Consider the following 23,708-nt stretch of genomic DNA (forward strand, 5'->3'; position numbering starts at 1 on the left):
CCTAAAAAATCAGTTCTTTTTTATTTTTCAATGCCCATACGAGTTTTGAGCAGAAAGCATTAAATTTTTACACTTCCCCTTTCATTCTTTCATTTCAAATACCGCTAACACATACATTTCTTCCAAGCTCCTCAATATAAATTATTCTTACATCCGTTCTGTATATATGTCTCAACAGATTTTCATTAATGGCATCTTCAGTCGTCCCAACGGTCAAATGACCGTCGTAATCAAGAACCCCCACTTGTCCTCCTGCAAGAATTGCATGGTCCGGTGTGTGCGTCGTCATAATTATGCCATAGCCTTGCTTCGCCAATTTTTTTATCAGCCTAATAGCTCTAACCTGATTTCCATAATCTAGATGTGCTGTAGGTTCATCTAAAATAATCAATTCGGGCTCCTGTGCAATAGCACGGGCAATGGTTACCAATTGACGCTCTCCTCCGCTTAATTTTGTATAACACTTATCTGCTAATCCAATGGCATCTAACTGCACCAACGCATAATCTGCAATTTCATAATCCCTTTTAGATGGTTTTTGAAATAAACCTAAATGTGGAGCACGTCCCATTACAATAAATTCGCGTGCAGTATATTCATACGTCGGAATATGTACTTGTGGTACATAAGCGATGATTTTTGCTGCTTGGCTTAATTCCATTTCATACATAGGTGTGTTTTTAAGCAAGATAGTTCCTTTTGTCGGCTTTAGTAAACTCGTAATGCAATTTAATAACGTTGATTTACCGGCACCATTTGGCCCTAATATGGTCATAACATTGCCCTTTTCTACTTTAAAGTTAACATCAGAAAAAATCTTTGTTTGTTTTTCATAAGCAAATTCTAAGCTTTTAACTTCTAGTACCATTGTAAATTCTTCCTTTGTCTTAATAATAAATAAAAGTAAAAAGGCGCCCCAATCATACCCGTCAAAATTCCCAATGGGATTTCAGAGCTACTTGAAACCCTTGCTATCGTGTCAATTATCATCAAAAAAATCGATCCTAATATGCAAGATACTGGGATTAACTTCACATTATTCGGACCTGTAATCATTCTTCCTAAATGGGGAAGAGCTAGACCGATCCATCCGATTGTTCCACTTATACAAACTGAACTAGCGGTCAGAAGAGTTGCACAAATTACTAAGATTCCCCTTAAGAATGAAATGTCGACCCCTAAAGTCTTTGCCTCTCTTTCTCCCAACGATAAAATGTTAATTCTCCACCTAAGTAAATATAAAACCCCTCCCGCTATTATAGTGATAGGGGCTATAATGTATATATCTTTTAACGTAACCTGCGCTAAACTTCCTAACTGCCAATACACGATAGACGCCAGTTGTGTATCTGGATCAGCAACATATTTAATTAAGCCCAGGGTTGAGCTCATCATTCCTCCAACAATAATACCTGAAAGTACAAGCATCATCATGGACTTGTTCTTTAAAATTCTAGGTATACTAGTTGTAAGTGCAACAGCTAAAAATCCCCCTATAAAGGCACATATTTGGATAATCCAATTCCCTGCCCCTGCCAATATTGCGCAAGAGGCCCCAATACACGCACCCGCTGATACGCCTAAAATATCCGGTGCTACCAGGGGGTTTTTAAAAACCCCCTGGTAAGTTGCTCCCGATAAAGAAAGTGCTCCTCCTACTAAAGCAGCAGCTATAATTCTTGGAAGTCTCAATGTAAAAATAACACTTTCAGCCTGATCAGCCCATGTTTGTTGAATAGGGATAACCTTAGACAGGAATATGCTTATTACTTCTGCTGGTGTAATATAATATCTTCCGCTACCAACAGATAGAATCGCAGTTATTCCCAAAATAGCAATTAGTGTTAGTAGTAGTCGTGAATAAGACCATTTTCCCTTTTCTTTATTCATGTATTAATCCTTTCCGGTCTTATTTGCTTAACTTATTTGCTTCCTTACTCATAATCAAGTCAATATTATCCTGTGATAGTTTGTAGTCAAAATAATCTTTATAATATGTAGTCAACTCATTTTCAAAATCATAGTCATAAAAAATATCAGGCTGTAACATTTGTGCCATCCATCTCATCATCAATGGAGTTTCCACACCCGGAGCATCCCATCTATAAATTCCTAATGGTGTTTTATAAACTCTCTTATTTTTAACTGCCGAAACATTGCTCCAATCTTGTCCAGAAATTTTATTTTGGTATAAATCTTCTGGTACAAATTCATCAAAATTACTCAAGAAAATAACTTCTGGATCCCACTCTAATATTTCCTCCATTGTTACAGTATTGTTCGCTTCCGAGGCTACATTATCTGCACCTGCCAATTCCATAACTTTTTTCATGAAATTATCATTTCCCTGAATCTTTAATTGTGGATTCCTTAAATATAAAACCCTTGGCTTATCTGCTACATCAACATTTCCCTGCTTTAATTCCATAAAACTGTAAGTCTCGCTATAAGAATCTATAAATTGCCGAGCACGTTCTTCCTTACCAAGTAACTGTCCAATGATTTTCATGCTTTCCTGCAATTCATCAATTGTTTCATTCTTAATCATTATCGGGGCAATCCCAAGTGACTTAAGCTGCTCTGCTTCATCAGTTTGATAGTCCCAAATTATCATAACTTCCACGCCAATCTTTACGGCTTCCTCCATATTTATGGAAAAGTCACTCCCGATGCATGTAGTCGAAATATTCCCATATTCGGGATCCATGCTTTCTAAAAAATGTCCTTTATAAGCTTGCATAGCAGACGGATGAATCGTTTCCAAACGTTCTGAAGAGTTATCTATACAATAAATAACCGATGCCCAAGGAATAGGAAGGACACCTATTTTTTTAACTTCTATAGGAACTTCCACATGATTCCCCGCTGCGTCTACAATTACACGTGTTGTTTGACCTTGCTCTGAAGTTTTACTCTTGTTTCCACACCCATTTAATCCTAGAATTAAACAAATACTTAAAAATACTAAAAATACTTTTCCGAAACCTTTCTTCATCTAAATTCCTCCTCAACTTTATTTTAAATATCTCAATAAATATTTATAACCTTCGTTTCCAAGTAATTTGCAATTTGATTTGTTATATTTTCCGCTTAATGCTATATAAGGTACTTGTATGAATTTTACTTTACTATTTAAGAAAAAAGGCTTATAAATTGAATCACATATGCAAATATCTGCCCATTTCGCTGCCTTTTCAATTTTGATTTCATCATTATAGGGGATGCTTTCAATCAGTTTGCATCCAAAATCTTCTTTTAAGCAAGTTGCAATTTCATTGGAAATAAATTGTTCTCCAATAACGACAACTTTTTTGTTGAAACAAATATTATTTGTTATATTAGCTATGTAGTTCTTTTTTATTTCTGTAACATCTTTATTTAAAATTTTTTCTAATTCATTAAGCCATTTATATGTGCTTTGTCTCCCAACGGGAAGTCCCACTATATAAGGTATTTTATATTGATCCTCCATCCATCTGGCAAGCTCAATTCCTTCCTCAGACACTACCCAATTTAGAGTCTCCCCAAAGGAACTTCCTTGTCTTCCAATAACGGAGCTTTTAAAGCCTAACGCCTCAAGTATTTTTATATGCTCATTAAGCAAATCCAAAGAAGCCAAGTTTAATGGAGTATACCCTACTATGTTAATATGATCTGCTACTCTATTTCCCAAATCTAAAATTTGTTTCCCTACGATAAAAAGGGTTTTTGAAACACCATACTTGTATGTATGGAATCCATTCATCGGAATCGTTATACAATTTTCAACGTTCTCCTCAATGATTTTGTAATCTATTCCTAAAAAAGCCGTAACCGGAGTTCCCAATATTACTAACTTTTTTTCTTTATTTCTTGCATTATTTATTTCGTCAACAAGAAGGTCATTGATTCCTCTAGCTATATCAAGATCATTAAATTCAGTCTCTAAAAAATTAACATTCAAACGAGATTCATCAACCTGAGAAACAACTTTTCCACAGCTTCCCGGAGATAATAATAGAACTTCTACATTCCAATCAACTAAAGTTGAACATGCGCCAGAGAAGTCTGCTGCAATTGGAGGTAATCTATGCAAAAAATTTTTACTCATTTTCAAGCTCCTCCAATATATCTACTACTAATTTCTCTTCTTCTAAAGAAAAAAATTTTTGATTAATTAAATCAGATAATATTGATCTAATTTTTGCTTTCGGTTTTATTTTTCTTTTTTCCAATGGTCCTCTTTTAAATTGGATCACATAAGTTTTCGTATCTTGCTGCAATTCTTCAATGATATTGTCAAAATCCGAACCTATTAATAAGTCAAGGCAAGATAAATAGCAAATTAAAATTTTAGGCTCATCTATAAGCAGTTTATCTATAACTTTTTTTACGTCTTGCAAATGCATCCCCATAGTCAACTTTTTTTCATCTTCTACATACATATAAAAGTTATCTTGTTGATTTTGGCTCTGTGCAGCAAAATAAAGCTGTCTGACACAGGAAGGAGGGCCAACAGCTAAAACGACTGCCCCTGGAATACTCAATAAGTAATTGAGATTACTGATTTCAGACTCTGCCATGCACATTAATTTGATATTATTTCTACTCATAGCCTGTCCTCTTCAATAAGTCTTTGCATTTTCACATACATGAGATTTAGCCCGATTCTATCGATTTCTTCATCTTCAAGAGTTTTTGGTATAGTAGAGCTTTTGTTTTTTAAAAGTTTTTGAGCTAATTGTAAGAATTCATTCCTGGACTCACTTTCAAAATAAGCCTCTATAACAGTTTTTCTTTGACATTCTGCCTTTCTTATTTCATTGCTTTGCTTAATTGCGTGAATAATAGTCGTATTTGTTTTTCTGGCAAAATCATTCATTTGCCTGTTGCTTTCGTCTCCGCTACACCTATTGTGAATCATTCCACAGAGTAACTGTTTATTTGAAGAACAGTTCTGTAATCCTTTCATAATATTATTAGCTGCATATAACGACATCAATTCCGACGAACTGACTATATAAACCTGATCCACAAAATGTTTTCTCATAGGAATAGAGAATCCTCCGCATACCACGTCTCCTAAGACATCGTAAATAATTACATCCCAATTTTCTTCTAAAATTCCAAGCCGTTCTAGCTCATCTGCCATAATAGATATTCCCATTCCTGCGCAACCGGTTCCAGGTTTGGGTCCCCCTGCTTCAATGCATGAAATCCCCTTAAAGCCTGTAAATAAAATATCTTTTCTTTGTACTTGACTCTTCTCCGATAAGACATCTAAAACTGTCGGGATCTTAAATCCAATAAGGTTTCTTGTGGAATCAGCTTTTGGGTCGCATCCTATGTGTAAAACGCGTAATCCCATATCTCCAAATGCCGCTGAAACATTTGAAGCCACCGTAGATTTTCCTATACCCCCTTTCCCATAAAGGGCAATTCTTATGCATCGTTTGTTCATTTTTATATTCCTAACTCTTTCATATATTAATAAAATAAAAAAACCCCATACCTCTCGGATAGGAGTTTCTTATCTCATATTCTTAACATGAATATATATTTAATATATATTCAATATATAGAATTATAAAACAAATCAAAATTAAACTTTCCTAATAATCCGTTAGGTGGTTAATCTAAAGTCATTAAAGTATCCTGGCTTGGACTCTGCGCACGCTGCAACAACTTCCCAGAACTAAATTCCAGTGTTTATGTCTTTTTGCAGTGGCTCCTCCTTACAGTGGCGGTACCGCATCGGACTTTAACCGATTTCCATGTAATAACTTCCTATATTTTTTTTAATTATATCATGAGGTGTGACAAGATACAATCTATCTTTCCATAGATATTTCCTATTGCCCGCCATCAATTTTTTTGATAATATAATTTGCGTATGACTATACTAAAGGAAATAGGAGGGCGCATTTTTATGAGGTTACAATCCATGAAATATATTATAGAAACGTCTAAACATCAATCTTTTTCCGAGGCTTCAAAAGCTTTATTTATTTCTCAGTCAACATTGTCAACAGCTATAAAGTCAGTAGAAGAGAGTTTAGGTATCATTTTATTTCATCGCAATAATAGAGGTGTTACCCTTACATATGACGGAGAAGATTATTTAAAATACGCCAAAGAAATTGTTTATCAGTCTGAGCAATTAGAGCAACGCTATCAATCTAGAAAATACCTTCCTATGAGATTCTCGGTATCAACACAACGACTTCCTTTTGCTGTGAGATCCTTTACAAAATTAACGAGTGACTTAAACTTAGACACTTATGATATTGCTATTAGGGAATGCCCCACTTACTCCGTTATACACGATGTTGCCACTCATAGAAGTGAGCTTGGCATCCTTTCTATTCACAATTCATATATTAGCTCTATAAAAAAGGTTCTTGTGAGCTATAATTTATGCTTTAATGAAATCAGTCAATTAAAACCATACGTTTTTATTAACTCCTTACACCCCCTTGCTACAAAAAAAAGCATTTCTTTGGAGGATTTAGAACCATATCCCTTCGTTACATATGATCAAAAGATTGATCTCTCTCATTTTACAGAGGAAATACTTTTCTATAAACTATTAAATAGAAACATACATGTAAGTGATCGATGTACTAAAATTGCACTTGTCCGCAACTGCAATTGCTTTAGCATTGGCCCGGATTTAACAAATAGCAATGCTGATATATTTCATAAAGGCTTGGGAGAGATTTTAGCCATACCTTTAAAGAATTTTCCTGAGCCATTGCATCTTGGATATATTTCTTTGATTTCTCAACCTCTAAGCAAATTATCCAAACAATATTTAAGATATTTAGAATCTGATGTAAAGACGATTGCCAAATTATAATAAGGTGCCCTTATAACAACAGCTTTCACTAATGAAAGAAAGACATATGAAAAAATATATTTTATTTATAGCAGAAAGTCGAAGACACGGGAGGTCTTCGACTTTCTTTTTCATTATGATAAATTTATGAATGAATCATAGATTGATGGTAAGTTCATCATCCGGCCTTTTTATTTGCCGTTTCATTTAAATGCGAATACTTCTTTTCTGCAATTTCCAGCCACAAATCGGCACCTTGAATACCACAGTCATTTGGATTAAAAACTGGATCTAATCCATTTGATTTTTGCTTTTCGTAATCCTTTAAAACTTTCAATACAGGCTTTCTTAGCAGAATTAAGGCAATTAGATTCAACCAAGCTGACAATCCGACCCCAATATCTGCCATATTCCAGGCAACTGCGGCACTCTTCACGCTTCCGAAAATAATCATTCCTATTAGCATAAGCTTCATTATAAATGAAATGTATTTTAAATATCGGTTTTCTTTAAATAAATAGGCAACATTGGATTCTGTGTAGAAACTAAAAGATAGAAGTGTAGTAAATGCGAAGAAGAAAATCGCAAGGGCAATGAATGCAGAGCCAAACCCCGGAACCAGGGTATCAATGGCTGCTTGTGTATAACCGGTTCCTGCTTCGATACTTGGGAGGTTATGAATAACAAAGTTATTATCCATATCAACTACGTTGTATTGTCCGGTAGATAGAATCATCAGGGCAGTTGCAGTACATACAAACAGTGTATCGACATAAACAGAGAAGGATTGCGCCAATCCCTGCTTTGCAGGATGAGAAACTTCGGCCGCTGCTGCAGCTTGCGCACCGCTTCCCATGCCCGCCTCACTGGAATAAACTCCTCTTTTTACACCCCACATGATGGTTCCGCCGAATACTCCGCCAAAGGCTGCTTCCGCATTAAATGCACTTTTGAAAATCAAAGCAAACATAGACGGTATCTGCTGGTAATTTACAGCTAAGATCACCACTGTCAGTAGAATATACAAAGCTGCCATGAATGGAACGACAAGTTCCACAAATTTTCCAATTCGTTTCACTCCTCCAAAGACAATGATGGAAAATATAGCAGCCACACAAATTCCAGTAATCAAAGGATCAACACCAAACGCATTTTTTACGGAATCTGCAATGTTAAAGGCCTGAATAGTTGGCCCTGTAAATCCATTTGCTATGATGGCGGCAATTGCAAACAATACAGCAAAGAATTTTAATCCGGTTCCTTTTTGAATGTAATAAGCCGGACCGCCTCGGTACTCACCTCCAATTTCTTCTTTCCAAACCTGAGCTAATGTGGATTCTGCGAATGCAGCACCTGCTCCTAAAAATGCAATGACCCACATCCAAAAAACGGCTCCCGGTCCACCGAAGCAAATAGCAGTCGCCACACCAGCAATGTTTCCGACACCAATACGCCCTCCAAGAGCCATCGCAAAGCCTTGAAAAGATGATATTCCACTTTCAGAGCTTTTCCCTTGAAAGAGCTGGTAAATCATGTCTTTAATTAAACGAATCTGTGGAAACTTCATAAAAATAGAAAAATAAATACCGACGCCCATACATAGTGCGATGAATATCGTTCCCCACAAGTAGCCGCTTAACTTTCCAGTTATCGTTAATAAGTCCATTCCTTTTCCTCCTTTAAATCTTTTTTGTTGTGATCACGACTTTTTGCATTATAAATTACTCGAATCGTTTTTCATCAAAAAAAATCAAAAATAATACAGAATATTTGAAATATTTAAAACACATCAACTGTCCTGAAAAAGAATTGGTTTATTTTGAACCTTTTCCTTTGCTATAAAAAATTAACCTGCCCTCTTTTATTTTTAATCAAACAGGTATATAATGTATTATTAGTTGGCGAGGCATAGCTCAGCTTGGTAGAGCGTTGCGTTCGGGACGCAAAGGCCACAGGTTCGAATCCTGCTGCCTCGACCAGGAGATTAGGACAAAATTGATATAAGTAAACATCAGTTTTGTCCTAATTTTTAATGTTATACTTATACTGAAGGTAATTTAATTAAACGAGGCATCTGTATGAAAAAAGTCATTAAATCTTTTATATTTTGGTTTTTTTTGATAGCATTATCTGAGATTTACATGCATCAAATTGGGCGAGACCCGAAAAGTATTGTTTTAATAGGCTTAAATCCCATCCTATCTGCAATTTCTCGTACTGATAATGGTTTGGCTTTTATGAATTCGGGTATGCAATTACCATGCAGAACAATTATGGGATCAATTTCGATTTATTGGTACATAGCATGTATCTTTTCTTTTCTTGTTTATGGCGCAATTTTAGATTGGGTTAGATTGGTCGTCTCTAAGCTTGCGCATAGAACAAAATAAGCATAATCTCACATGCATCTATTTTGACCTAATGACACAGAAAGAGAACCGTTGAAAACAGCGATTCTCTTTTATTTTCAACGATTGCGTTGATTTTATACTTTGAAATATTTAAGCTAAAATTGTAATATATTGCATAAAAATGATGCCATTTACAAACAAATGTGACACGAAATGCGACACGAAAATTAAAGTTTATATTGTTATTGATTATTTTATTTAATTAATTCATAATAGTACAAAAAGGAGGACCAAGATAGGCCCTCCTTTCGTTAAAAATCAAACAAAATTTTTAACGTAAAAATCGCATCACTACAGACATGAAACAAAATCATCCTCGTACCAGGGTGTTTACGCTATGCGTATTATAGATAACGTATTTACGCTGTTGCGCTGCTGAAAAACATTGGCATTCGGTATATAGTTATACACTACAAGAGATAGTTCTGTATTGGCGGAAAACTGTGCAATGAATGTTGTGATAAATAAAGGTCCATTAGATGGAAATGCTATAGAGGGTTGATAGATTGTTCCGTTTGCTGTTATCGCAGTATTAAGAATTTGGATGCTACCTGTCACGTTAATTCGGTATGAAACTTGGTATACACCAGCTTCAGAAATCGTATAAATAGTGTTGTCTGAATTTTTTGTAATATTAGAAAAAAATTGGAAATCAGGCAATGCAATGACAGCTCTAGGCAACGACGTGTCGAGTATAATATTATTAGCACCCACATTTATTCCTGCAAATGCAAAAGTGCTTGTTACACTGGGTGCAATTGGGCCTTGCTCGCCTGTCGGACCAGGCTCACCTGCGATACCTTGGGCTCCCTGAGGACCTGCTGGACCAGGCTCACCTGCGACACCTTGGGCTCCCTGAGGACCTGCTGGACCAGGCTCACCTGCGACACCTTGGGCTCCCTGAGGACCTGCTGGACCAGGCTCACCTGCGACACCCTGGGGCCCTATGGGTCCTATGGGACCTGTGACGCCCTGGCGTCCTCGAGGACCTGGCGGACCTTCTACGCAACAGTAATAGCCCGCATTGCAACAACAGCTTCCATAGCAAGCGTTGCATTTTTTACATCTATAATCCATTTATATTAATCTCCATTCTGTATAGGCACACCTTATGATGCCCCATTTTAGTATATGTCTAATCACATGATTATGTGATATCTTGGGAATCAGATTAAAAAATCATGTATGCTGATTTGCATGATTTTTTCCTTTATGTATGATAAAATTGAATTGATACTATTTATTTCATGTATTTCATGGTAAAGGAGTTCAAATTATGAAGAGAGTATTATTTCTCTCGATAGCCATTGCTTTATTCGTCACTGGATTAGCAGCATGCAGCAATGATAAGAGAGCGACTCATATAGGCGTGAATGTTGAAATCTTAGAAATCAATACTGAATTAAAAGGTTTTGTAGTGAAAAGCTTAGACAAAAACAGTATATTAGGTGACAAGTGTTACGTCAGCTGCGAAAATCCAGAAATTTATTATATATATGCAAACAACCAGACCAGTGAAGTACAGACTTTGACCTATGAAGATTTCACTGTGGGTGATGAAATTACTGTAGATATAAAATCTGTTGAAAACAAATACACTTTAACTTACAGAGTACAGTTGCTTACGCAAAGATTATAGGTAGTCCGCTTTACGGTTCGAAACAGAAAGAAGAGTTAAGGATAAACTATGAAAAGAATATATCTAGACAGGCTTGAGAACAGAGGGGGTATTGGAATCTACGGAGTAGATGCAGAACTCATTCCAGCAGGCACGACACTCTACTCCATGAGTGCGAAAGATAAAAATGCAGAATACAAAAGGTATGCTGATACGTATGATTTAAGATTTATATTTGACGATAACATTCCTGAAATTGATTTTTATACCGTACCTCATATTGATATTTTTGCACAAGACAGCTTAGGCGGGTTATTCGGCACAATTGGCCAAATAACAGATATGGAATCTGACTCTCCTATTTGCTATATCGATAAAAATAAAAATTGTTTTTTCGTTGCAGACAACTTAAAAGCATTTTTGGGTCTTCTTCCATCAGAAGAGGACTGGAAAACACACAATATCTTCAATCACGATGTCACATTCTATCGGTCAAAAGCGGATGCCGCACGCAGCTTGGATTTTTTAGAAATCCCTCATAGCTTTGAAACTTCCTCTAGGTAATACGAAATTCAGGTGAATTATCTTGATTTCTCCTATTACTTTATATATAATTGGTAGCAATTATTTCATCCCAAAGAGGTTTCGAATATTATGAAAAATGACAACAACCGTACGACGGAAGCATTACTCGATACGGCAAAACACCAAATGATGAAAGCATACCTTTCTCTCTAGCGGGACAAGGGGATGCTTTTTTGGTTTTTTTAAAAATTGTCAATACTATAAAATACAGTAAGTAATTTAGTCTAATTAGGAGGACTGATAAAAAAATGAACGATAACAGTTTTATTCCCATTATTATTTTAGCCTGTATGATTTTAATGTCATCATATTTTTCCGCAACAGAGACAGCATTTTCATCTATGAGTAAAATTCGATTGAAAAATAAAGCAAGCAAAGGAAATAAGAAAGCATCACTGGTGCTGGAACTTGCGAAAGATTATGATAAGATTTTATCTACCATATTAATTGGAAATAATATTGTAAATATTGCATCTGCATCTTTATCTACCGTTTTGTTTGTATCATATTTCGGTGATGCGGGGGTTACGATTTCAACCATCGTAATGACAGTTTTAGTGCTGATATTCGGTGAAATTTCACCAAAGAGTCTTGCAAAAGAAGCACCTGAAAGCTTTGCAATGTTTTCTGCGCCTTTTCTTAAAATTCTATCTGTATTTCTCATGCCTCTTAATCGAATATTCATACTGTGGAAACGGCTTCTGTCTCAACTTATTAAAGTACGAGATAGTAAAGCAATTACTGAGGCGGAATTAATCACCATTGTGGAAACAGCAACGCAAGACGGAGGAATTCAGCAAGATGAAGGAGATCTGATTCGAAGTGCAATAGAGTTCAATGATTTAGACGTGATCGATGTTTTTACTCCTCGTACCAAAATGGTTGCTGTAGAGGAAAAAACAAGTGAAAATCAAATTCGAGATATTTTTATAGAGAGCGGCCTCTCAAGGCTTCCCGTCTACCGAAATAATATTGACAGCATTATCGGCGTGATCCACCTTAAAGACTTATATAACAATCCGAGCTGTACCATATCAGAACTTATAAAACGCCCTCTCTTTGTACCGGATAGCATTAAAATACCGAAATTAATGCGCTTGATTCAGGAAAGCAAGTCTCATCTAGCTTTCGTGACCGACGAATACGGCGGAACGCTTGGGATCGTTACTTTAGAAGATATTATTGAAGAATTAGTCGGTGAAATTTGGGACGAGCATGATGAAGTAGTCAAAGAATTTGAACAAATTTCAGAGCATGAATACCGGATAAATGGCAGTGCAAGCCTTGATAAAATGTTTCGACTTCTTAATATCGATCAAGAAGAACCGGATGCCGCTACAGTGAATGGCTGGATTATTAAACAGCTTGGACGCATCCCTGTTGAAGATGATTCCTTTGATTTTGAAAATTTACGTACAACTGTAATTTCTGCAAACGGTAAAAGAGCAACACAGATCATGGTTACCGTTTTACCAAAAGAAATTGATTTAATTTTAAAGGATTGAACTTGACGCCGCTAAAAAAAACTGCTACTATGAATTTAAAAGTTAAATAACTATTTTATGTTCCGATGAAAGAATCGGCTAAGAGGGAAACAGGTTTAACGCCTGTGCGGTCCCGCCGCTGTAAATGATGAGCCTTTTCCATACACTGCAATGACAGAGTATCCACTGAAGCCATGCTTTGGGAAGGAGGAAACAGGCCTTGATTCATGAGCCAGAAGACCTGCATAAAATAAGAAACAGCCTGACGGGATATTCAGCAGTTGTTTGAAACATTTCTTTTTATGGTTTTATAGACAGTAAATGCGGACTGTAGCTATTTTATGGCTATAGTTTTTTGTGTTTAAAAATAATTTTTAAACTAAATTAATATCGAAACAATTACTATCTGCATAGCAATAACTTAGATAAAGGAGTATAAAAAATGATAAATATAATGAACTATTTAAGAAATCTATGTGAGGAAAAGCAACAGGCAGCTCAAAAAATCGCTTCCAACGACAGAGTTTATCACTGGCGTCAAAACTTCTCAATGAATACCGAGTATGATAAAGGTTTAAAAGACGGCATTGAATTGGGTTTACACCAAGGGATCAAACAGGGAGCTGAAAAAGCTAGTCTGCAATTGAGAGAAGAAATGGCAGAGAAACTGATTCAATTTGGATTGAATAAAAATGAAGTTTGCAGCCTTACCGGGGTTTCTCTGACTTCTGCATCCGGCCATTAAAAGTATTCTATATAAAAAAATCTTGCAATGAAGAGACCCGTATTGCAAGATTTTTTACTTATTTACTCATTATTGCTTTTTTTACTGCTTCAACGATCACGGAGACATCCGCCATTGCACCTTTCCCCAAATCACCGCAAGCTAGCAGTGCCTCTTTTGGTTCAATTAATTGATAACCAAATCGCTGCAGCTTTTGCAAGTTATCCTGTACAATCGGATTTTCATACATATTTGTATTCATCGCAGGAGCAAGCAGAATCGGTTTATCCCGCACAGCCATCATGACCGTAGAAAGAAAGTCATCTGCAATTCCTGCCGCAAGCTTTCCAATCATATTTGCAGATGCTGGCGCAATGACGCATACTTCCGCTCTCTTCGCAAGGGAAATGTGCTTAATTTCACTCGGGACAATTTCCTCAAACATATCAGTGTAAACCTTTCTTTTTGTCAAAGATTGAAAGGTCAGCGGCGTAATGAACTTCACTGCACTTTCTGTCATAATCACATCAACGCTGTATCCATCCTTTGTAAGCTGATTCGCAGCATCCGCAGCTTTATATGCAGCAATGCTTCCGGTCACTCCCAAAAGTACATGCTTCATGGTCGTTCCCTCCTTCATTTTCTGTCCTTTCCTTTGTCCAATTTTTCAAGCAACCGCATACTGATTTTTTCTGCAATTTCTTCTCTTGTTGCCATAGAATCATAAGTTTTGTCTTCGTGAATCAAATACCCAGCATGCTCGGTCGCATGAATCTCCTTTAAATCATTTGCTAAAACAAAGGTACATTTGTTTTTAAGCAGAAGATTGTGCCCAACATTGATTAGTTCTTCTCTCGCTACATCACTCAAAAGTTTGAATCCGATTAAGATCGTTTTTGGATTCCATTTTTTTATGGATTGAATAACCTTAGGCGTTTTTTCCATAACGATAACAAGGTCTTCAATTTCAGAACTTATTTTTTTACTGCTGTCTAATGCTTTGCCTTCTTTTAATGCTTGAGTCGTTGTCACCTCTTTGACCGTATAATCGCTGACTGCCATCGAATGAATAACACCATCGATTTCCTCGGTTTCAAGAAGGTGTCTTAGGTTCTCCTCAAGCTCTTTCACCCCTTGTATCGGAATGGAAATCACATTCTGTCCAACGGGAGGTTCTGCCCGAAGTCCATGTAAATAATACAAAGTCTCTATGTTTTCTCCGTAATTCTTTAAAATAGTTCTGCCGATGGTATTCCCTAATCTCCCCGTTGATGTATTCGTAATAGAACGCACATCATCTATTCGTTCTGTCGTCCCTCCGGCCGTTATGATTAGCTTCATCAAAATATCCTTCCTATCCTTTATTTCTCTGCTTTATTTACTTTTATTTTATCATAAATGTGATTTAATACCCATTTTTTCTATAATATTTTTCTTGTACTTTTTTTTGCCCTATGTTACTCTTAAAACATAAAAAATCGTTCTGAGAGTACAAGGGTTCGTCCCGAGTAGGAAGGCGACAAAAAAAACGGTTTCAGCTTCGGCGGAATTTGTTTTCTAACTAAAAAAGAAACAAGATTTATCTTGCTTCCTCGTTAGTGTTTTTTTGATTGCATGAATCCTTGTACTTAAAAGTACAGGGATTTTTTCGTTATGAATTTTCTGTAATAAAAAAAGCTTATTAAACGGTAAAGATTTGCAGCACACCCAACTATAAAAAGTAAAAATTACACTTTTGCAGATACCAACGCTAAACATATAAAGAAAGGATTGTTTTATGGAAACTAGACTGGCATTAATTGGAATCATTGTTGAGGATAAGGATTCTGTTGAAAAAATGAATGCACTTTTGCACGAATACGGCAGCTATATTGTAGGCCGTATGGGAATCCCTTACCCAAGACGCCAGGTTTCGGTAATCAGTGTCATCATAGATGCTCCTAATGATGTTATCAGTACACTTTCAGGAAAAATCGGAATGCTTCCTCATGTCAGTACAAAGACCATATACTCGAAGGTGCCGACCATATGCTAAATTTCATGCAGGGTAAACAGCTCATTGATACTCTTTTTAAAGAAAAAAGATTGGACAATACTTCTTTTCAGTTATTAATTGAAAGCGTTTCTCCATTAAGTCAAACCCTACAAGAAGAAACCTCTTCTCTTTCAATGGAGCTGTCGTCTTATCTCTTTGAGAAGGCCAGAGAAGTTACTGCAATCCATTTTCAAAATCATATTTATAAACGGGGTTTAATTGAATTCACAAACTACTGTCAAAATGACTGCTATTATTGCGGTATTCGAAGAAGCAATGGCAATGCATCACGCTACCGATTAAATAAGCAAGCAATTTTGGAATGCTGCGAGCAGGGCTATATACTCGGTTTTCGAACCTTTGTGCTGCAAGGAGGCGAGGACCCCTACTATACGGACACCATCTTGACTGATATAATCTCTTCAATCAAAAACAGATATTCGGATTGTGCTATCACACTCTCCTTAGGGGAAAAAAGCAAGGAAAGCTTTCTCTCTTATTTTAATGCAGGAGCAGATCGATATCTGTTAAGACATGAGACAGCAGATGAAACACACTATAGCAAGCTGCACCCTTCTATTCAGAAATTAGAAAGCCGCAAGCAATGTCTGTTGAATTTAAAGGAAATTGGTTATCAGACCGGAACCGGATTTATGGTAGGTTCTCCTTATCAGACTACGCAGACATTGGTTGAAGATTTGCAGTTTATTCACGAATTACAACCTCATATGGTAGGAATCGGTCCATTTTTACCTCATCACCAGACTCCGTTTGCAAACAAGTCCGCCGGGAGCTTACAAAGAACGCTATGTTTAATTAGCATTCTGCGCTTTATGCTTCCCACTCTCTTAATTCCTGCCACGACTGCGCTGGGCACAATCCATCCGAAAGGCCGTGAACTCGGTATTTTAGCAGGTGCCAACGTAGTTATGCCAAATTTATCTCCGCTCAGCATACGCAAAAAGTATATGCTGTATGATAATAAAATTTGTACAGGGGAAGAAGCAGCAGAATGTCAAGGCTGCCTTTCAAACCGTATGAACAACATTGGCCGTATCCTAGTTATAGATCGGGGTGATGCCCCGGAAAGGAATTAAAATGCGTTATGATCCAGCTTCCATGAAAGCAGAAGAATTTATCAACAATGAGGAAATCCTCTCTACCATTGAGTATGCTAAAGCCAACAAAAATAACCAGAAGTTAATTTCTACTCTGATCGAAAAAGCAAGAAACTGCAAAGGTCTTACTCACCGAGAAGCCGCAGTGCTTTTAGAATGTCAGATAGCAGAAGAAAATGAAAAAATGTTTACTTTGGCAAAAGAAATCAAACAAAAACTATACGGTAACCGTATCGTCATGTTTGCACCGCTGTACTTATCTAATTACTGTGTAAATGGATGCGTATATTGTCCTTACCACCATCAGAACGAACATATATCAAGAAAAAAGCTGACCCAAGAGGAAATTGTCTGTGAAGTGCGTGCTTTACAAGATATGGGACATAAACGTCTCGCGCTGGAAACCGGTGAAGACCCCGTCAATAACCCAATTGAGTACGTCTTGGAAAGTATCAAGACAATCTACAGTATTCATCATAAAAACGGGGCAATCCGAAGAGTCAACGTCAATATTGCTGCCACCAGTGTGCAAAATTACCGCAAGCTGAAAGATGCAGGAATCGGCACCTATATCTTATTCCAAGAAACGTACCACAAAGAAAATTATGAGCTACTTCATCCGGTAGGACCAAAACATGATTATGCCTACCATACTGAAGCGATGGATCGTGCGATGGAAGCCGGTATTGATGATGTCGGCATCGGTGTTTTATTTGGGCTCAATCTATATCGCTATGACTTCATTGGTCTTTTAATGCATGCAGAACATCTGGAGGCTGCATTCGGAGTCGGCCCTCACACAATCAGCGTTCCAAGAATTCGCCCGGCAGATGACATCGACCCAAATAATTTTACGAATTCTATCAGCGATGACATCTTTTCTAAGATTATTGCTGTTTTGCGAATCGCGGTTCCTTATACCGGTATGATTATCTCCACTAGAGAAAATGAAGAAACGAGAAAACGTGTACTGGATCTTGGCATTTCACAAATCAGTGGTGGCTCTCGCACAAGTGTTGGTGGTTATGCAAAAGAAGAGAAAGAAGAAGATAATTCCTCACAATTTGAATTGAATGATACAAGAACGCTGGATGAAATCGTAAATTGGCTTTTAGATATGGATTACATTCCGAGCTTCTGCACTGCGTGCTACCGGGAAGGACGCACGGGGGACCGTTTTATGAGTCTCGTGAAATCCGGACAAATTGCAAATTGCTGCCTGCCAAATGCACTTATGACATTAAAAGAATATTTGGAAGACTATGCTTCAGAAGATACAAAGCAAAAAGGTGAAACGTTGATTTCCAAGGAAGTCGAGCATATTACAAATGAAAAGGTACGCGCCATTGCAAAGGATCATTTAAGTGAACTTCATAACGGAAAACGAGATTTTCGTTTCTAGGACGGAGGAAACTATGAGTTTAAATGAAACGCCGAGAGCAAACCAATTACACATTGGTCTTTTCGGAAGGAGAAACTGTGGAAAATCATCTTTAATCAATGCTCTAACTAATCAGCAGATTGCCGTGGTTTCGGATGTAGCCGGAACCACGACCGATTCCGTGTACAAATCTATGGAAATACACGGCATCGGTCCATGTGTCTTCATCGATACACCCGGATTTGACGATGAAGGCACATTGGGTAATCTTCGTATGGAAGAAACGAAAAAAGCTTCTGAAAAGACGGATTTGGCCTTGATTTTATTTCACAAAAATGCGATAGACTTAGAATGTAAATGGGCAAAGAGCTTTGAACAAAAAAACATTCCAGTCGTTGCCGTCCTCAGTAAGTCCGACTGCTTAACAGAAGAAGAACAGTCGGAGCTTGCGCTTTTTATAAATAAGCAATCCGGCCTACGCCCCATTGTTTGTTCCGTAAACAATGCAGACAGTATTGAAATGCTTCGAAATGAAATCATCGAAGCACTTCCTTCTGATTATGAAAAAGAAAGCATTACCGGTGAGCTGGCCAAGCCAGGTGATCTTGTTCTTTTGGTAATGCCACAGGATATTCAAGCACCGAAGGGCCGTTTAATCCTGCCTCAAGTGCAAGTACTTCGGGAATTATTAGACAAAAAATGTTTTCCGGTCTGCACAACTGCCGATACTGTAGATGCTGCTTTGTCTTCCCTTTCTAAAGCACCGGATTTAATCATTACCGATTCACAGGTTTTTAAATCCGTATATGAGAAAAAGCCTGCTCAAAGCAAGCTTACTTCTTTCTCTATATTATTTGCAGGTTATAAGGGTGATTTGCCTTATTATCTAGAAGGTGCAAAAGCAATCGCATCGTTAGCTCCGCATTCACGTGTGCTGATTGCAGAAGCTTGTACACATGCTCCCTTGTCTGAAGACATTGGCCGGGAAAAACTCCCCCGCTTATTACGCCAACGGATTGGCAACGAGCTTACCGTTGACATCGTCAGCGGAGTCGATTTTCCTAAGGAGCTGCATTCGTATGATTTAATTATACAATGCGGTGCATGTATGTTTAACCGACAATACGTCTTAACCCGTATTGGTCTAGCTAAGAAACAAAGCATTCCAATGACCAATTACGGAGTCGCCTTAGCGTATCTTTCGGGTATTTTAGATTCAATCGATTATACAATCTAAGTAAAAATAGGTTCTAATTACTTCCATTAAATAATCTTTTACGTAATCTTTCGACTCTAAAATATTTCATATCATAAAGTATTTGTGATTTCAAAGAAAAGAATTTTATTACTTTCTTTGAAATCATATCTTTGCTTCAGAGTTAAAATCATCATCATATTATCCCCATTTAGGATAAAATATTCGCTTTGTATTCTTCTAAGCGCACTCCGCTTTTTTGTAATTTTTCAGCTAATTCTGTACCCACATATCTCAGGTGCCATGGTTCATAGGAAACATCTTTTTTCGCATCGCCTGTATCCGGATACCGTACAATAAATCCATACCGATACACATTGTCAATCAGCCATTTTCCTTCCGGCGTTTCTTCCATTGGCGGATCGGTTTCGTCATCTCGCAGTGCGACATCCATCGCCAGTCCGGTTTGATGCTCGCTGGTTCCTGGAAGTTCTACGAATTCAATGGCTTTTTTTTCTGCTTTTTCCTTTGTAAGGGATTTATCTGCCTGCATTAATTCAAATACTTTGCGATCAAATAATGTCTGCTGGCGGTCATAAGAACGATAGCCACTTAATGGAAGAATGGTATACCCTTCTTTTTCTAAATCCCTAATCATTGCGGTCATTTGTTTTGCTGCTACTTCCGTCAATTTTTCTTCTGTATAGCTTACAGTGACTAAATTATCAGGTACAAAATCTCTTTGCAAAGGATGCTCTGCATCAACAAGTACGGTATAATCCTGTTTTGCAAGTGTTTCATTGTCCGGCTCTACAGCCGAGACTACCATATTTTCTAAAAATTTTCCTGTTACGTCTGTCTGTTTTTTCATCATTTGATTCAAACCAAATGCAGAAACTCCAACCAAACTTAAACAAATTACTCCTTTTATCAATTTTCTCTTTTTCATCTGCTCTTTTCTCCTCAATAAAAAACCCTTTTGTACGAGTATTGTACCGCAAAAAAGGGGAAAATACCTTATCGCTTCCTTACTAATTTCTTAAAGATTTCTTAAGAGGCAGCTCTACAGTTAAAATTGTTTCTAAATTTTTACTTTCGGCCCTGATACTTCCTTTATGAATCGTTACTATTTTTTTAGCAATGGCCAATCCCAACCCAGCACCGCCGTTTGCTGTCGTTCTCGCTTCATCTACACGATAAAAACGTTCAAAAATACGATCCAGCTTCTCTTTTGGAATCGTCATCCCATGATTTGTAAATCTTATGATTGCTATCCGCTCTGTTTTTAAAAGTTCAATGAGAATCTCTGTCTCCGTTTCACTATACGCAACCGCATTCCTCAGTAGATTATCAAAAACACGTGCCAGCTGATCGGGATCCGCAATAATCTCTACATTTTCATCCTGCACTATTTTATAGGATAACTGCTTCTCTGACAGCAGTGGATAAAATTCTTCAATCAGTTGTTCCAGCATGATATTTAGATTCACCTTGCGCTCAATCAGTTCAATACTGGTTGCATTAAATCGGGTGATTTCGAAAAGCTCATCTAAAAGCAGCTCCATTCGTTTTGCCTTATTAAGTACAATGCCGCGATACTTTTCTCTTTTTTCCTGCTCCATATCTTTCTCTGCTTCTAAAAGATTTAAATATCCTAATATGGATGTCATCGGCGTACGCAGATCATGTGCTAAATACACTACCAAATCATTTTTTTGCTGCTCGCTTTCTTTCGCCTCCAGCTGTCGTTTCTGTAAATCATATTTCACACGATTCAGCTTTGTTTCCATCGCTTCCAATCCTTCAGGCAACTCTACAATATTTTTCTTTTCGTCAAAAACTTGATCAATTCCTCTGCTTACTGCATTCAGATAATAGGAAAGCTTCCCCATAGCAAGAAAAATGCCTAGGAGAAGGAAAAGAATGATCATTACCGCAATCAACGGAATTTTTAACTGAAGCAAGAGATGATATAGCCCTAATTGATCTGCCAAATTGGCAATAGGTCTTTGCAAAAATCCATCTACCGCTATATAAATCACAAGCATGGCAGCAATGACAGCAAAAAATACATTTCCGATAATCCGAATTATTAATTTTATCTTTAAGGTCGTAAATTCATTTTTATTCATTTCTCAACCACATACCCAACGCCCCAAACCGTTTTAATAAACTTAGGTTTTCTCGTATTTGATTCTATTTTTTCTCTGATTTTACGAATATGCACCATGACAGTGTTATTGGAATCCAAATATTTTTCTTTCCATACCTGGTGAAAAATCTCTTCGGCGGAAAAAACTTTACCCGCATGTGATGTCAGCAGAAATAAAATATCAAACTCGGTAGGCGTTAAATCAATCTCCTGTTCAAAGACCGTGACTCTATGACTCCGGCTGTCCATAAATAAACCTCGAATGCTTACTTCATCATAGTTCTCTTTACCCAAGTCTCCGGTCAATTGTGCGAACCGCGTAAGCTGTGACTTTACTCTTGCAATCAATTCCAACGGATGAAACGGTTTCGTAATGTAATCATCGGCTCCCATACCCAGACCCATTATTTTATCGATATCCTCTGACTTTGCACTGAGTAATATAATTGGTAATTTTCTTTTATAGCGAACGCGCTGACATACCTCAAGACCATTCATTCCCGGCATCATTACATCCAAAATCAACAAATCAATTTCTTTTTTGTCGATTAATTCTAATGCCTGTACGCCATCGTACGCTTTTTCAATAAAAAAGCCTTCGCTTTTCATATAAATTTCTATTAAATCAACGATTTCCTTCTCGTCATCCACAATTAAAATGGTACTCATAAAAACCGCCCATCCCCTAATTATAATTTTTATTTATTATATTCATGATTAAATAATCTAAATAAATTTTTTTCCTTTTTCTAAATAATTTTGCATTTCTTCCCGCGGAACCATACTTCCTCCGGTTGCCCAAACAATATGAACTGCTTGATGCATTTTATCCTTCAAATTATTTTTTTTCAGATACTCTTCTTGTGAAAGTACTTTTGCAATTCCCGGAAATCCGGCACAAGCGGATGGCTCAATGTATTGCTTTTCTTCCTCGGAAAGCAGATAAAGAAGTGTATAAAGCTCATCATCTTCTATCGTAAATACACCATCTAACTGCGTTTCCATAATCTTTCCTACCAATTTAGATGCTCTGCCAACTGCCAAACCATCTGCTGCGGTCTTCCCGTCCAAACCGATGTCACTGCAAGCAATTTGATCATGCAGTCCGGTCATCATACCCAGTGCCATACATGGTGCATGCGTTGGCTCTGCAAAGAAGCAATGTACATTTTCACCATAAATCTCTTTCAATCCAAATGTGACACCGCCCGGGCCACCACCTACTCCACAAGGCAAGTAAACGAACATAGGATGTTCTTCATCGATTTGAATCCCCATTTCTTTTAGCTGCTTTTCTAAGCGTTTGGCTGCCGTTGCATAACCTAAAAATAAATCAGAAGAGCCTTCATCATCTACAAAGTGGCACATCAGGTCCTTTTCCGCTTCTTTTCTTCCTTCCGCAACCGCTTTTTGATAATCATCCGGATATTCGACTACAACTGCACCCCTTTCTCGCAGCATATCCTTTTTCCATTGCCTTGCATCGGATGACATATGAATGGTCACATGAAACCCTAATTTTGCACTAATAATGCCAATTGACAATCCTAAATTTCCCGTAGAGCCTACTGCGACACTGTATTTTGAAAACAGTTCTTTAAAATGGGGCTCCGTGAGTACTTCATAATTATCTTCTTTTTTCAGCAGCCCTTTTTCTATTGCGATATCCTCTGCATATTTTAAAACTTCATGAATTCCGCCTCTTGCTTTGATTGATCCAGATACGGGCAAATGGCTGTCGCATTTCATTAGCAAAGTACCCCTATGCAGTATACCGTAACGTTCCGATAAAGCCCTCTGCATGTTTGGAATCTCAATCAACGGTGATTCTATAATCCCTTTTGTTTTCTCTGTCTGCGGAAATGCTATACGAAGATAAGGTGCAAAACGCCTGAGTCTTGCTTCCGCTTCGGAAATGTCTTTCTCTTCAAATGGATATTCCACTTTTTCCCCACTATTTGGATTGATCCAAAAAATAGGTTCCGTTCTCATCATTGGCAAAAGCAAGGAATTTTTTGTTTTCAACTCTTCTAAATCGTATGTCATTGAATCGTTCCTCCTTACGACAAATCTCTACCAGCATTTTATCATATATAAGCAAAACTTCCTACTTAAATATAGGAAATAGATGCTCTATGAATATTCTGTTTTATAAAACAAAATCTATTTATATTCTGCACTAAAAATA

Annotated in this window: 24 protein-coding genes, 1 tRNA gene and 2 riboswitches; of the genes, 11 read left to right on the forward strand and 14 right to left on the reverse strand. The window is 37.2% G+C overall.

The features are described 5' to 3' along the window. Positions 1-94: 94 nt before the first annotated feature. Genes U5921_RS06210 through U5921_RS06235 form a run of 6 tightly spaced genes read right to left on the reverse strand, consistent with a single transcriptional unit; the run spans position 95 to position 5,440 of the window. On the reverse strand, positions 95-868 hold the full coding sequence (locus tag U5921_RS06210) for an ABC transporter ATP-binding protein (RefSeq protein WP_324825594.1): 774 nt from the start codon (positions 866-868) through the stop codon (positions 95-97). Next, positions 859-1,890, reverse strand: coding sequence for an iron ABC transporter permease (locus U5921_RS06215; protein WP_324825595.1), 1,032 nt, complete (start codon positions 1,888-1,890; stop codon positions 859-861). Before U5921_RS06215 ends, U5921_RS06210 begins: the two co-directional genes overlap by 10 nt. 19 nt (positions 1,891-1,909) lie before the next feature. Beyond that, the gene (locus U5921_RS06220; protein WP_324825596.1) at positions 1,910-2,995 is read right to left on the reverse strand and encodes an ABC transporter substrate-binding protein; all 1,086 of its coding nucleotides are present in this window, start codon (positions 2,993-2,995) and stop codon (positions 1,910-1,912) included. Between the two features lie 18 nt (positions 2,996-3,013). Continuing rightward, a complete protein-coding gene (locus U5921_RS06225; RefSeq protein WP_324825597.1) occupies positions 3,014-4,090 on the reverse strand; it encodes a nitrogenase component 1 in 1,077 nt (358 codons plus the stop codon). Continuing rightward, a complete protein-coding gene (locus tag U5921_RS06230; protein ID WP_324825598.1) occupies positions 4,083-4,592 on the reverse strand; it encodes a hypothetical protein in 510 nt (169 codons plus the stop codon). Before U5921_RS06230 ends, U5921_RS06225 begins: the two co-directional genes overlap by 8 nt. Further along, positions 4,589-5,440: a nitrogenase iron protein NifH gene (locus U5921_RS06235; RefSeq protein ID WP_324825599.1), complete on the reverse strand. Its 852-nt coding sequence runs from the start codon at positions 5,438-5,440 to the stop codon at positions 4,589-4,591. The genes U5921_RS06230 and U5921_RS06235 overlap by 4 nt, the downstream gene beginning before the upstream one ends. A 168-nt stretch (positions 5,441-5,608) precedes the next feature. Beyond that, positions 5,609-5,797, reverse strand: a riboswitch (cobalamin riboswitch). Positions 5,798-5,923: 126 nt separating this feature from the next. Between U5921_RS06235 and U5921_RS06240 the strand changes: the two genes are divergently transcribed. Further along, a complete protein-coding gene (locus tag U5921_RS06240) occupies positions 5,924-6,838 on the forward strand; it encodes a LysR family transcriptional regulator (RefSeq protein ID WP_324825600.1) in 915 nt (304 codons plus the stop codon). Between the two features lie 157 nt (positions 6,839-6,995). Here the strand turns inward: U5921_RS06240 and U5921_RS06245 are convergent, their stop codons facing one another. Further along, positions 6,996-8,483: an alanine/glycine:cation symporter family protein gene (locus U5921_RS06245; protein WP_324825601.1), complete on the reverse strand. Its 1,488-nt coding sequence runs from the start codon at positions 8,481-8,483 to the stop codon at positions 6,996-6,998. 236 nt (positions 8,484-8,719) lie between these two features. On the opposite strand from U5921_RS06245, the gene U5921_RS06250 reads away from it, so the two are divergent. Together U5921_RS06250 and U5921_RS06255 are read left to right on the forward strand one after the other, a co-directional pair. After that, positions 8,720-8,796 (forward strand) — tRNA-Pro (locus tag U5921_RS06250). A 99-nt stretch (positions 8,797-8,895) separates the two neighbouring features. Next, entirely contained in the window at positions 8,896-9,207 is a 312-nt protein-coding gene (locus U5921_RS06255; RefSeq protein ID WP_324825602.1) for a hypothetical protein, read from the forward strand. A 351-nt stretch (positions 9,208-9,558) separates the two neighbouring features. Here the strand turns inward: U5921_RS06255 and U5921_RS16205 are convergent, their stop codons facing one another. Next, the gene (locus U5921_RS16205; RefSeq protein WP_417765045.1) at positions 9,559-10,305 is read right to left on the reverse strand and encodes a BclA C-terminal domain-containing protein; all 747 of its coding nucleotides are present in this window, start codon (positions 10,303-10,305) and stop codon (positions 9,559-9,561) included. 199 nt (positions 10,306-10,504) lie between these two features. Between U5921_RS16205 and U5921_RS06260 the strand changes: the two genes are divergently transcribed. From U5921_RS06260 to U5921_RS06275, 4 genes are all read left to right on the forward strand, one after another. Further along, positions 10,505-10,867 carry a hypothetical protein gene (locus tag U5921_RS06260; protein ID WP_324825603.1) on the forward strand — a complete coding sequence of 121 codons (363 nt, stop codon included), beginning with the start codon at positions 10,505-10,507 and terminating at the stop codon, positions 10,865-10,867. Positions 10,868-10,915: 48 nt separating this feature from the next. After that, positions 10,916-11,410 carry a hypothetical protein gene (locus tag U5921_RS06265; RefSeq protein ID WP_324825604.1) on the forward strand — a complete coding sequence of 165 codons (495 nt, stop codon included), beginning with the start codon at positions 10,916-10,918 and terminating at the stop codon, positions 11,408-11,410. A gap of 269 nt (positions 11,411-11,679) precedes the next feature. Continuing rightward, positions 11,680-12,936 (forward strand): hemolysin family protein, encoded by a 1,257-nt coding sequence (locus U5921_RS06270; protein WP_324825605.1) that lies wholly within the window; start codon positions 11,680-11,682, stop codon positions 12,934-12,936. Between the two features lie 40 nt (positions 12,937-12,976). Next, positions 12,977-13,179, forward strand: a riboswitch (cobalamin riboswitch). Between the two features lie 178 nt (positions 13,180-13,357). Then, entirely contained in the window at positions 13,358-13,660 is a 303-nt protein-coding gene (locus U5921_RS06275) for a hypothetical protein (protein WP_324825606.1), read from the forward strand. A gap of 58 nt (positions 13,661-13,718) precedes the next feature. Here the strand turns inward: U5921_RS06275 and U5921_RS06280 are convergent, their stop codons facing one another. After that, entirely contained in the window at positions 13,719-14,261 is a 543-nt protein-coding gene (locus U5921_RS06280) for a flavoprotein (RefSeq protein WP_324825607.1), read from the reverse strand. A gap of 14 nt (positions 14,262-14,275) precedes the next feature. Beyond that, the gene (locus U5921_RS06285) at positions 14,276-14,980 is read right to left on the reverse strand and encodes a phosphopantothenoylcysteine decarboxylase (protein ID WP_324825608.1); all 705 of its coding nucleotides are present in this window, start codon (positions 14,978-14,980) and stop codon (positions 14,276-14,278) included. A 436-nt stretch (positions 14,981-15,416) separates the two neighbouring features. Between U5921_RS06285 and U5921_RS06290 the strand changes: the two genes are divergently transcribed. Genes U5921_RS06290 through hydF form a run of 4 tightly spaced genes read left to right on the forward strand, consistent with a single transcriptional unit; the run spans position 15,417 to position 19,410 of the window. Then, entirely contained in the window at positions 15,417-15,674 is a 258-nt protein-coding gene (locus U5921_RS06290; protein ID WP_324825609.1) for a TM1266 family iron-only hydrogenase system putative regulator, read from the forward strand. Continuing rightward, a complete protein-coding gene (gene hydE, locus U5921_RS06295) occupies positions 15,668-16,771 on the forward strand; it encodes a [FeFe] hydrogenase H-cluster radical SAM maturase HydE (RefSeq protein WP_324825610.1) in 1,104 nt (367 codons plus the stop codon). The genes U5921_RS06290 and hydE overlap by 7 nt, the downstream gene beginning before the upstream one ends. Position 16,772: 1 nt before the next feature. Next, positions 16,773-18,194, forward strand: coding sequence for a [FeFe] hydrogenase H-cluster radical SAM maturase HydG (hydG, locus tag U5921_RS06300; protein WP_324825611.1), 1,422 nt, complete (start codon positions 16,773-16,775; stop codon positions 18,192-18,194). Positions 18,195-18,207: 13 nt separating this feature from the next. Further along, on the forward strand, positions 18,208-19,410 hold the full coding sequence (gene hydF, locus U5921_RS06305; protein ID WP_324825612.1) for a [FeFe] hydrogenase H-cluster maturation GTPase HydF: 1,203 nt from the start codon (positions 18,208-18,210) through the stop codon (positions 19,408-19,410). 169 nt (positions 19,411-19,579) lie between these two features. Here hydF and U5921_RS06310 read toward each other — a convergent pair whose 3' ends face one another. From U5921_RS06310 to U5921_RS06325, 4 genes are all read right to left on the reverse strand, one after another. Beyond that, entirely contained in the window at positions 19,580-20,317 is a 738-nt protein-coding gene (locus tag U5921_RS06310; RefSeq protein ID WP_324825613.1) for a M15 family metallopeptidase, read from the reverse strand. Between the two features lie 82 nt (positions 20,318-20,399). Then, complete coding sequence (locus U5921_RS06315; protein WP_324825614.1) at positions 20,400-21,500, reverse strand: sensor histidine kinase; 1,101 nt, start codon at positions 21,498-21,500, stop codon at positions 20,400-20,402. Next, positions 21,497-22,189 carry a response regulator transcription factor gene (locus U5921_RS06320; RefSeq protein ID WP_324825615.1) on the reverse strand — a complete coding sequence of 231 codons (693 nt, stop codon included), beginning with the start codon at positions 22,187-22,189 and terminating at the stop codon, positions 21,497-21,499. The genes U5921_RS06315 and U5921_RS06320 overlap by 4 nt, the downstream gene beginning before the upstream one ends. Before the next feature lie 57 nt (positions 22,190-22,246). Further along, entirely contained in the window at positions 22,247-23,566 is a 1,320-nt protein-coding gene (locus tag U5921_RS06325; protein WP_324825616.1) for a D-serine ammonia-lyase, read from the reverse strand. Between the last annotated feature and the right edge of the window lie 142 nt (positions 23,567-23,708).

The organism is Sinanaerobacter sp. ZZT-01 (assembly GCF_035621135.1).
GTDB lineage: Bacteria > Bacillota > Clostridia > Peptostreptococcales > Anaerovoracaceae > IOR16.

Excerpts from the sequence above, each read along its gene's own strand:
- U5921_RS06210 (WP_324825594.1), bottom strand. The coding sequence starts at position 868 with ATGGTACTAGAAGTTAAAAGCTTAGAATTTGCTTATGAAAAACAAACA.
- U5921_RS06215 (WP_324825595.1), bottom strand. The coding sequence starts at position 1,890 with ATGAATAAAGAAAAGGGAAAATGGTCTTATTCACGACTACTACTAACA.
- U5921_RS06220 (WP_324825596.1), bottom strand. The coding sequence starts at position 2,995 with ATGAAGAAAGGTTTCGGAAAAGTATTTTTAGTATTTTTAAGTATTTGT.
- U5921_RS06225 (WP_324825597.1), bottom strand. The coding sequence starts at position 4,090 with ATGAGTAAAAATTTTTTGCATAGATTACCTCCAATTGCAGCAGACTTC.
- U5921_RS06230 (WP_324825598.1), bottom strand. The coding sequence starts at position 4,592 with ATGAGTAGAAATAATATCAAATTAATGTGCATGGCAGAGTCTGAAATC.
- U5921_RS06235 (WP_324825599.1), bottom strand. The coding sequence starts at position 5,440 with ATGAACAAACGATGCATAAGAATTGCCCTTTATGGGAAAGGGGGTATA.
- U5921_RS06240 (WP_324825600.1), top strand. The coding sequence starts at position 5,924 with ATGAAATATATTATAGAAACGTCTAAACATCAATCTTTTTCCGAGGCT.
- U5921_RS06245 (WP_324825601.1), bottom strand. The coding sequence starts at position 8,483 with ATGGACTTATTAACGATAACTGGAAAGTTAAGCGGCTACTTGTGGGGA.
- U5921_RS06255 (WP_324825602.1), top strand. The coding sequence starts at position 8,896 with ATGAAAAAAGTCATTAAATCTTTTATATTTTGGTTTTTTTTGATAGCA.
- U5921_RS16205 (WP_417765045.1), bottom strand. The coding sequence starts at position 10,305 with ATGGATTATAGATGTAAAAAATGCAACGCTTGCTATGGAAGCTGTTGT.
- U5921_RS06260 (WP_324825603.1), top strand. The coding sequence starts at position 10,505 with ATGAAGAGAGTATTATTTCTCTCGATAGCCATTGCTTTATTCGTCACT.
- U5921_RS06265 (WP_324825604.1), top strand. The coding sequence starts at position 10,916 with ATGAAAAGAATATATCTAGACAGGCTTGAGAACAGAGGGGGTATTGGA.
- U5921_RS06270 (WP_324825605.1), top strand. The coding sequence starts at position 11,680 with ATGAACGATAACAGTTTTATTCCCATTATTATTTTAGCCTGTATGATT.
- U5921_RS06275 (WP_324825606.1), top strand. The coding sequence starts at position 13,358 with ATGATAAATATAATGAACTATTTAAGAAATCTATGTGAGGAAAAGCAA.
- U5921_RS06280 (WP_324825607.1), bottom strand. The coding sequence starts at position 14,261 with ATGAAGCATGTACTTTTGGGAGTGACCGGAAGCATTGCTGCATATAAA.
- U5921_RS06285 (WP_324825608.1), bottom strand. The coding sequence starts at position 14,980 with ATGAAGCTAATCATAACGGCCGGAGGGACGACAGAACGAATAGATGAT.
- U5921_RS06290 (WP_324825609.1), top strand. The coding sequence starts at position 15,417 with ATGGAAACTAGACTGGCATTAATTGGAATCATTGTTGAGGATAAGGAT.
- hydE (WP_324825610.1), top strand. The coding sequence starts at position 15,668 with ATGCTAAATTTCATGCAGGGTAAACAGCTCATTGATACTCTTTTTAAA.
- hydG (WP_324825611.1), top strand. The coding sequence starts at position 16,773 with ATGCGTTATGATCCAGCTTCCATGAAAGCAGAAGAATTTATCAACAAT.
- hydF (WP_324825612.1), top strand. The coding sequence starts at position 18,208 with ATGAGTTTAAATGAAACGCCGAGAGCAAACCAATTACACATTGGTCTT.
- U5921_RS06310 (WP_324825613.1), bottom strand. The coding sequence starts at position 20,317 with ATGAAAAAGAGAAAATTGATAAAAGGAGTAATTTGTTTAAGTTTGGTT.
- U5921_RS06315 (WP_324825614.1), bottom strand. The coding sequence starts at position 21,500 with ATGAATAAAAATGAATTTACGACCTTAAAGATAAAATTAATAATTCGG.
- U5921_RS06320 (WP_324825615.1), bottom strand. The coding sequence starts at position 22,189 with ATGAGTACCATTTTAATTGTGGATGACGAGAAGGAAATCGTTGATTTA.
- U5921_RS06325 (WP_324825616.1), bottom strand. The coding sequence starts at position 23,566 with ATGACATACGATTTAGAAGAGTTGAAAACAAAAAATTCCTTGCTTTTG.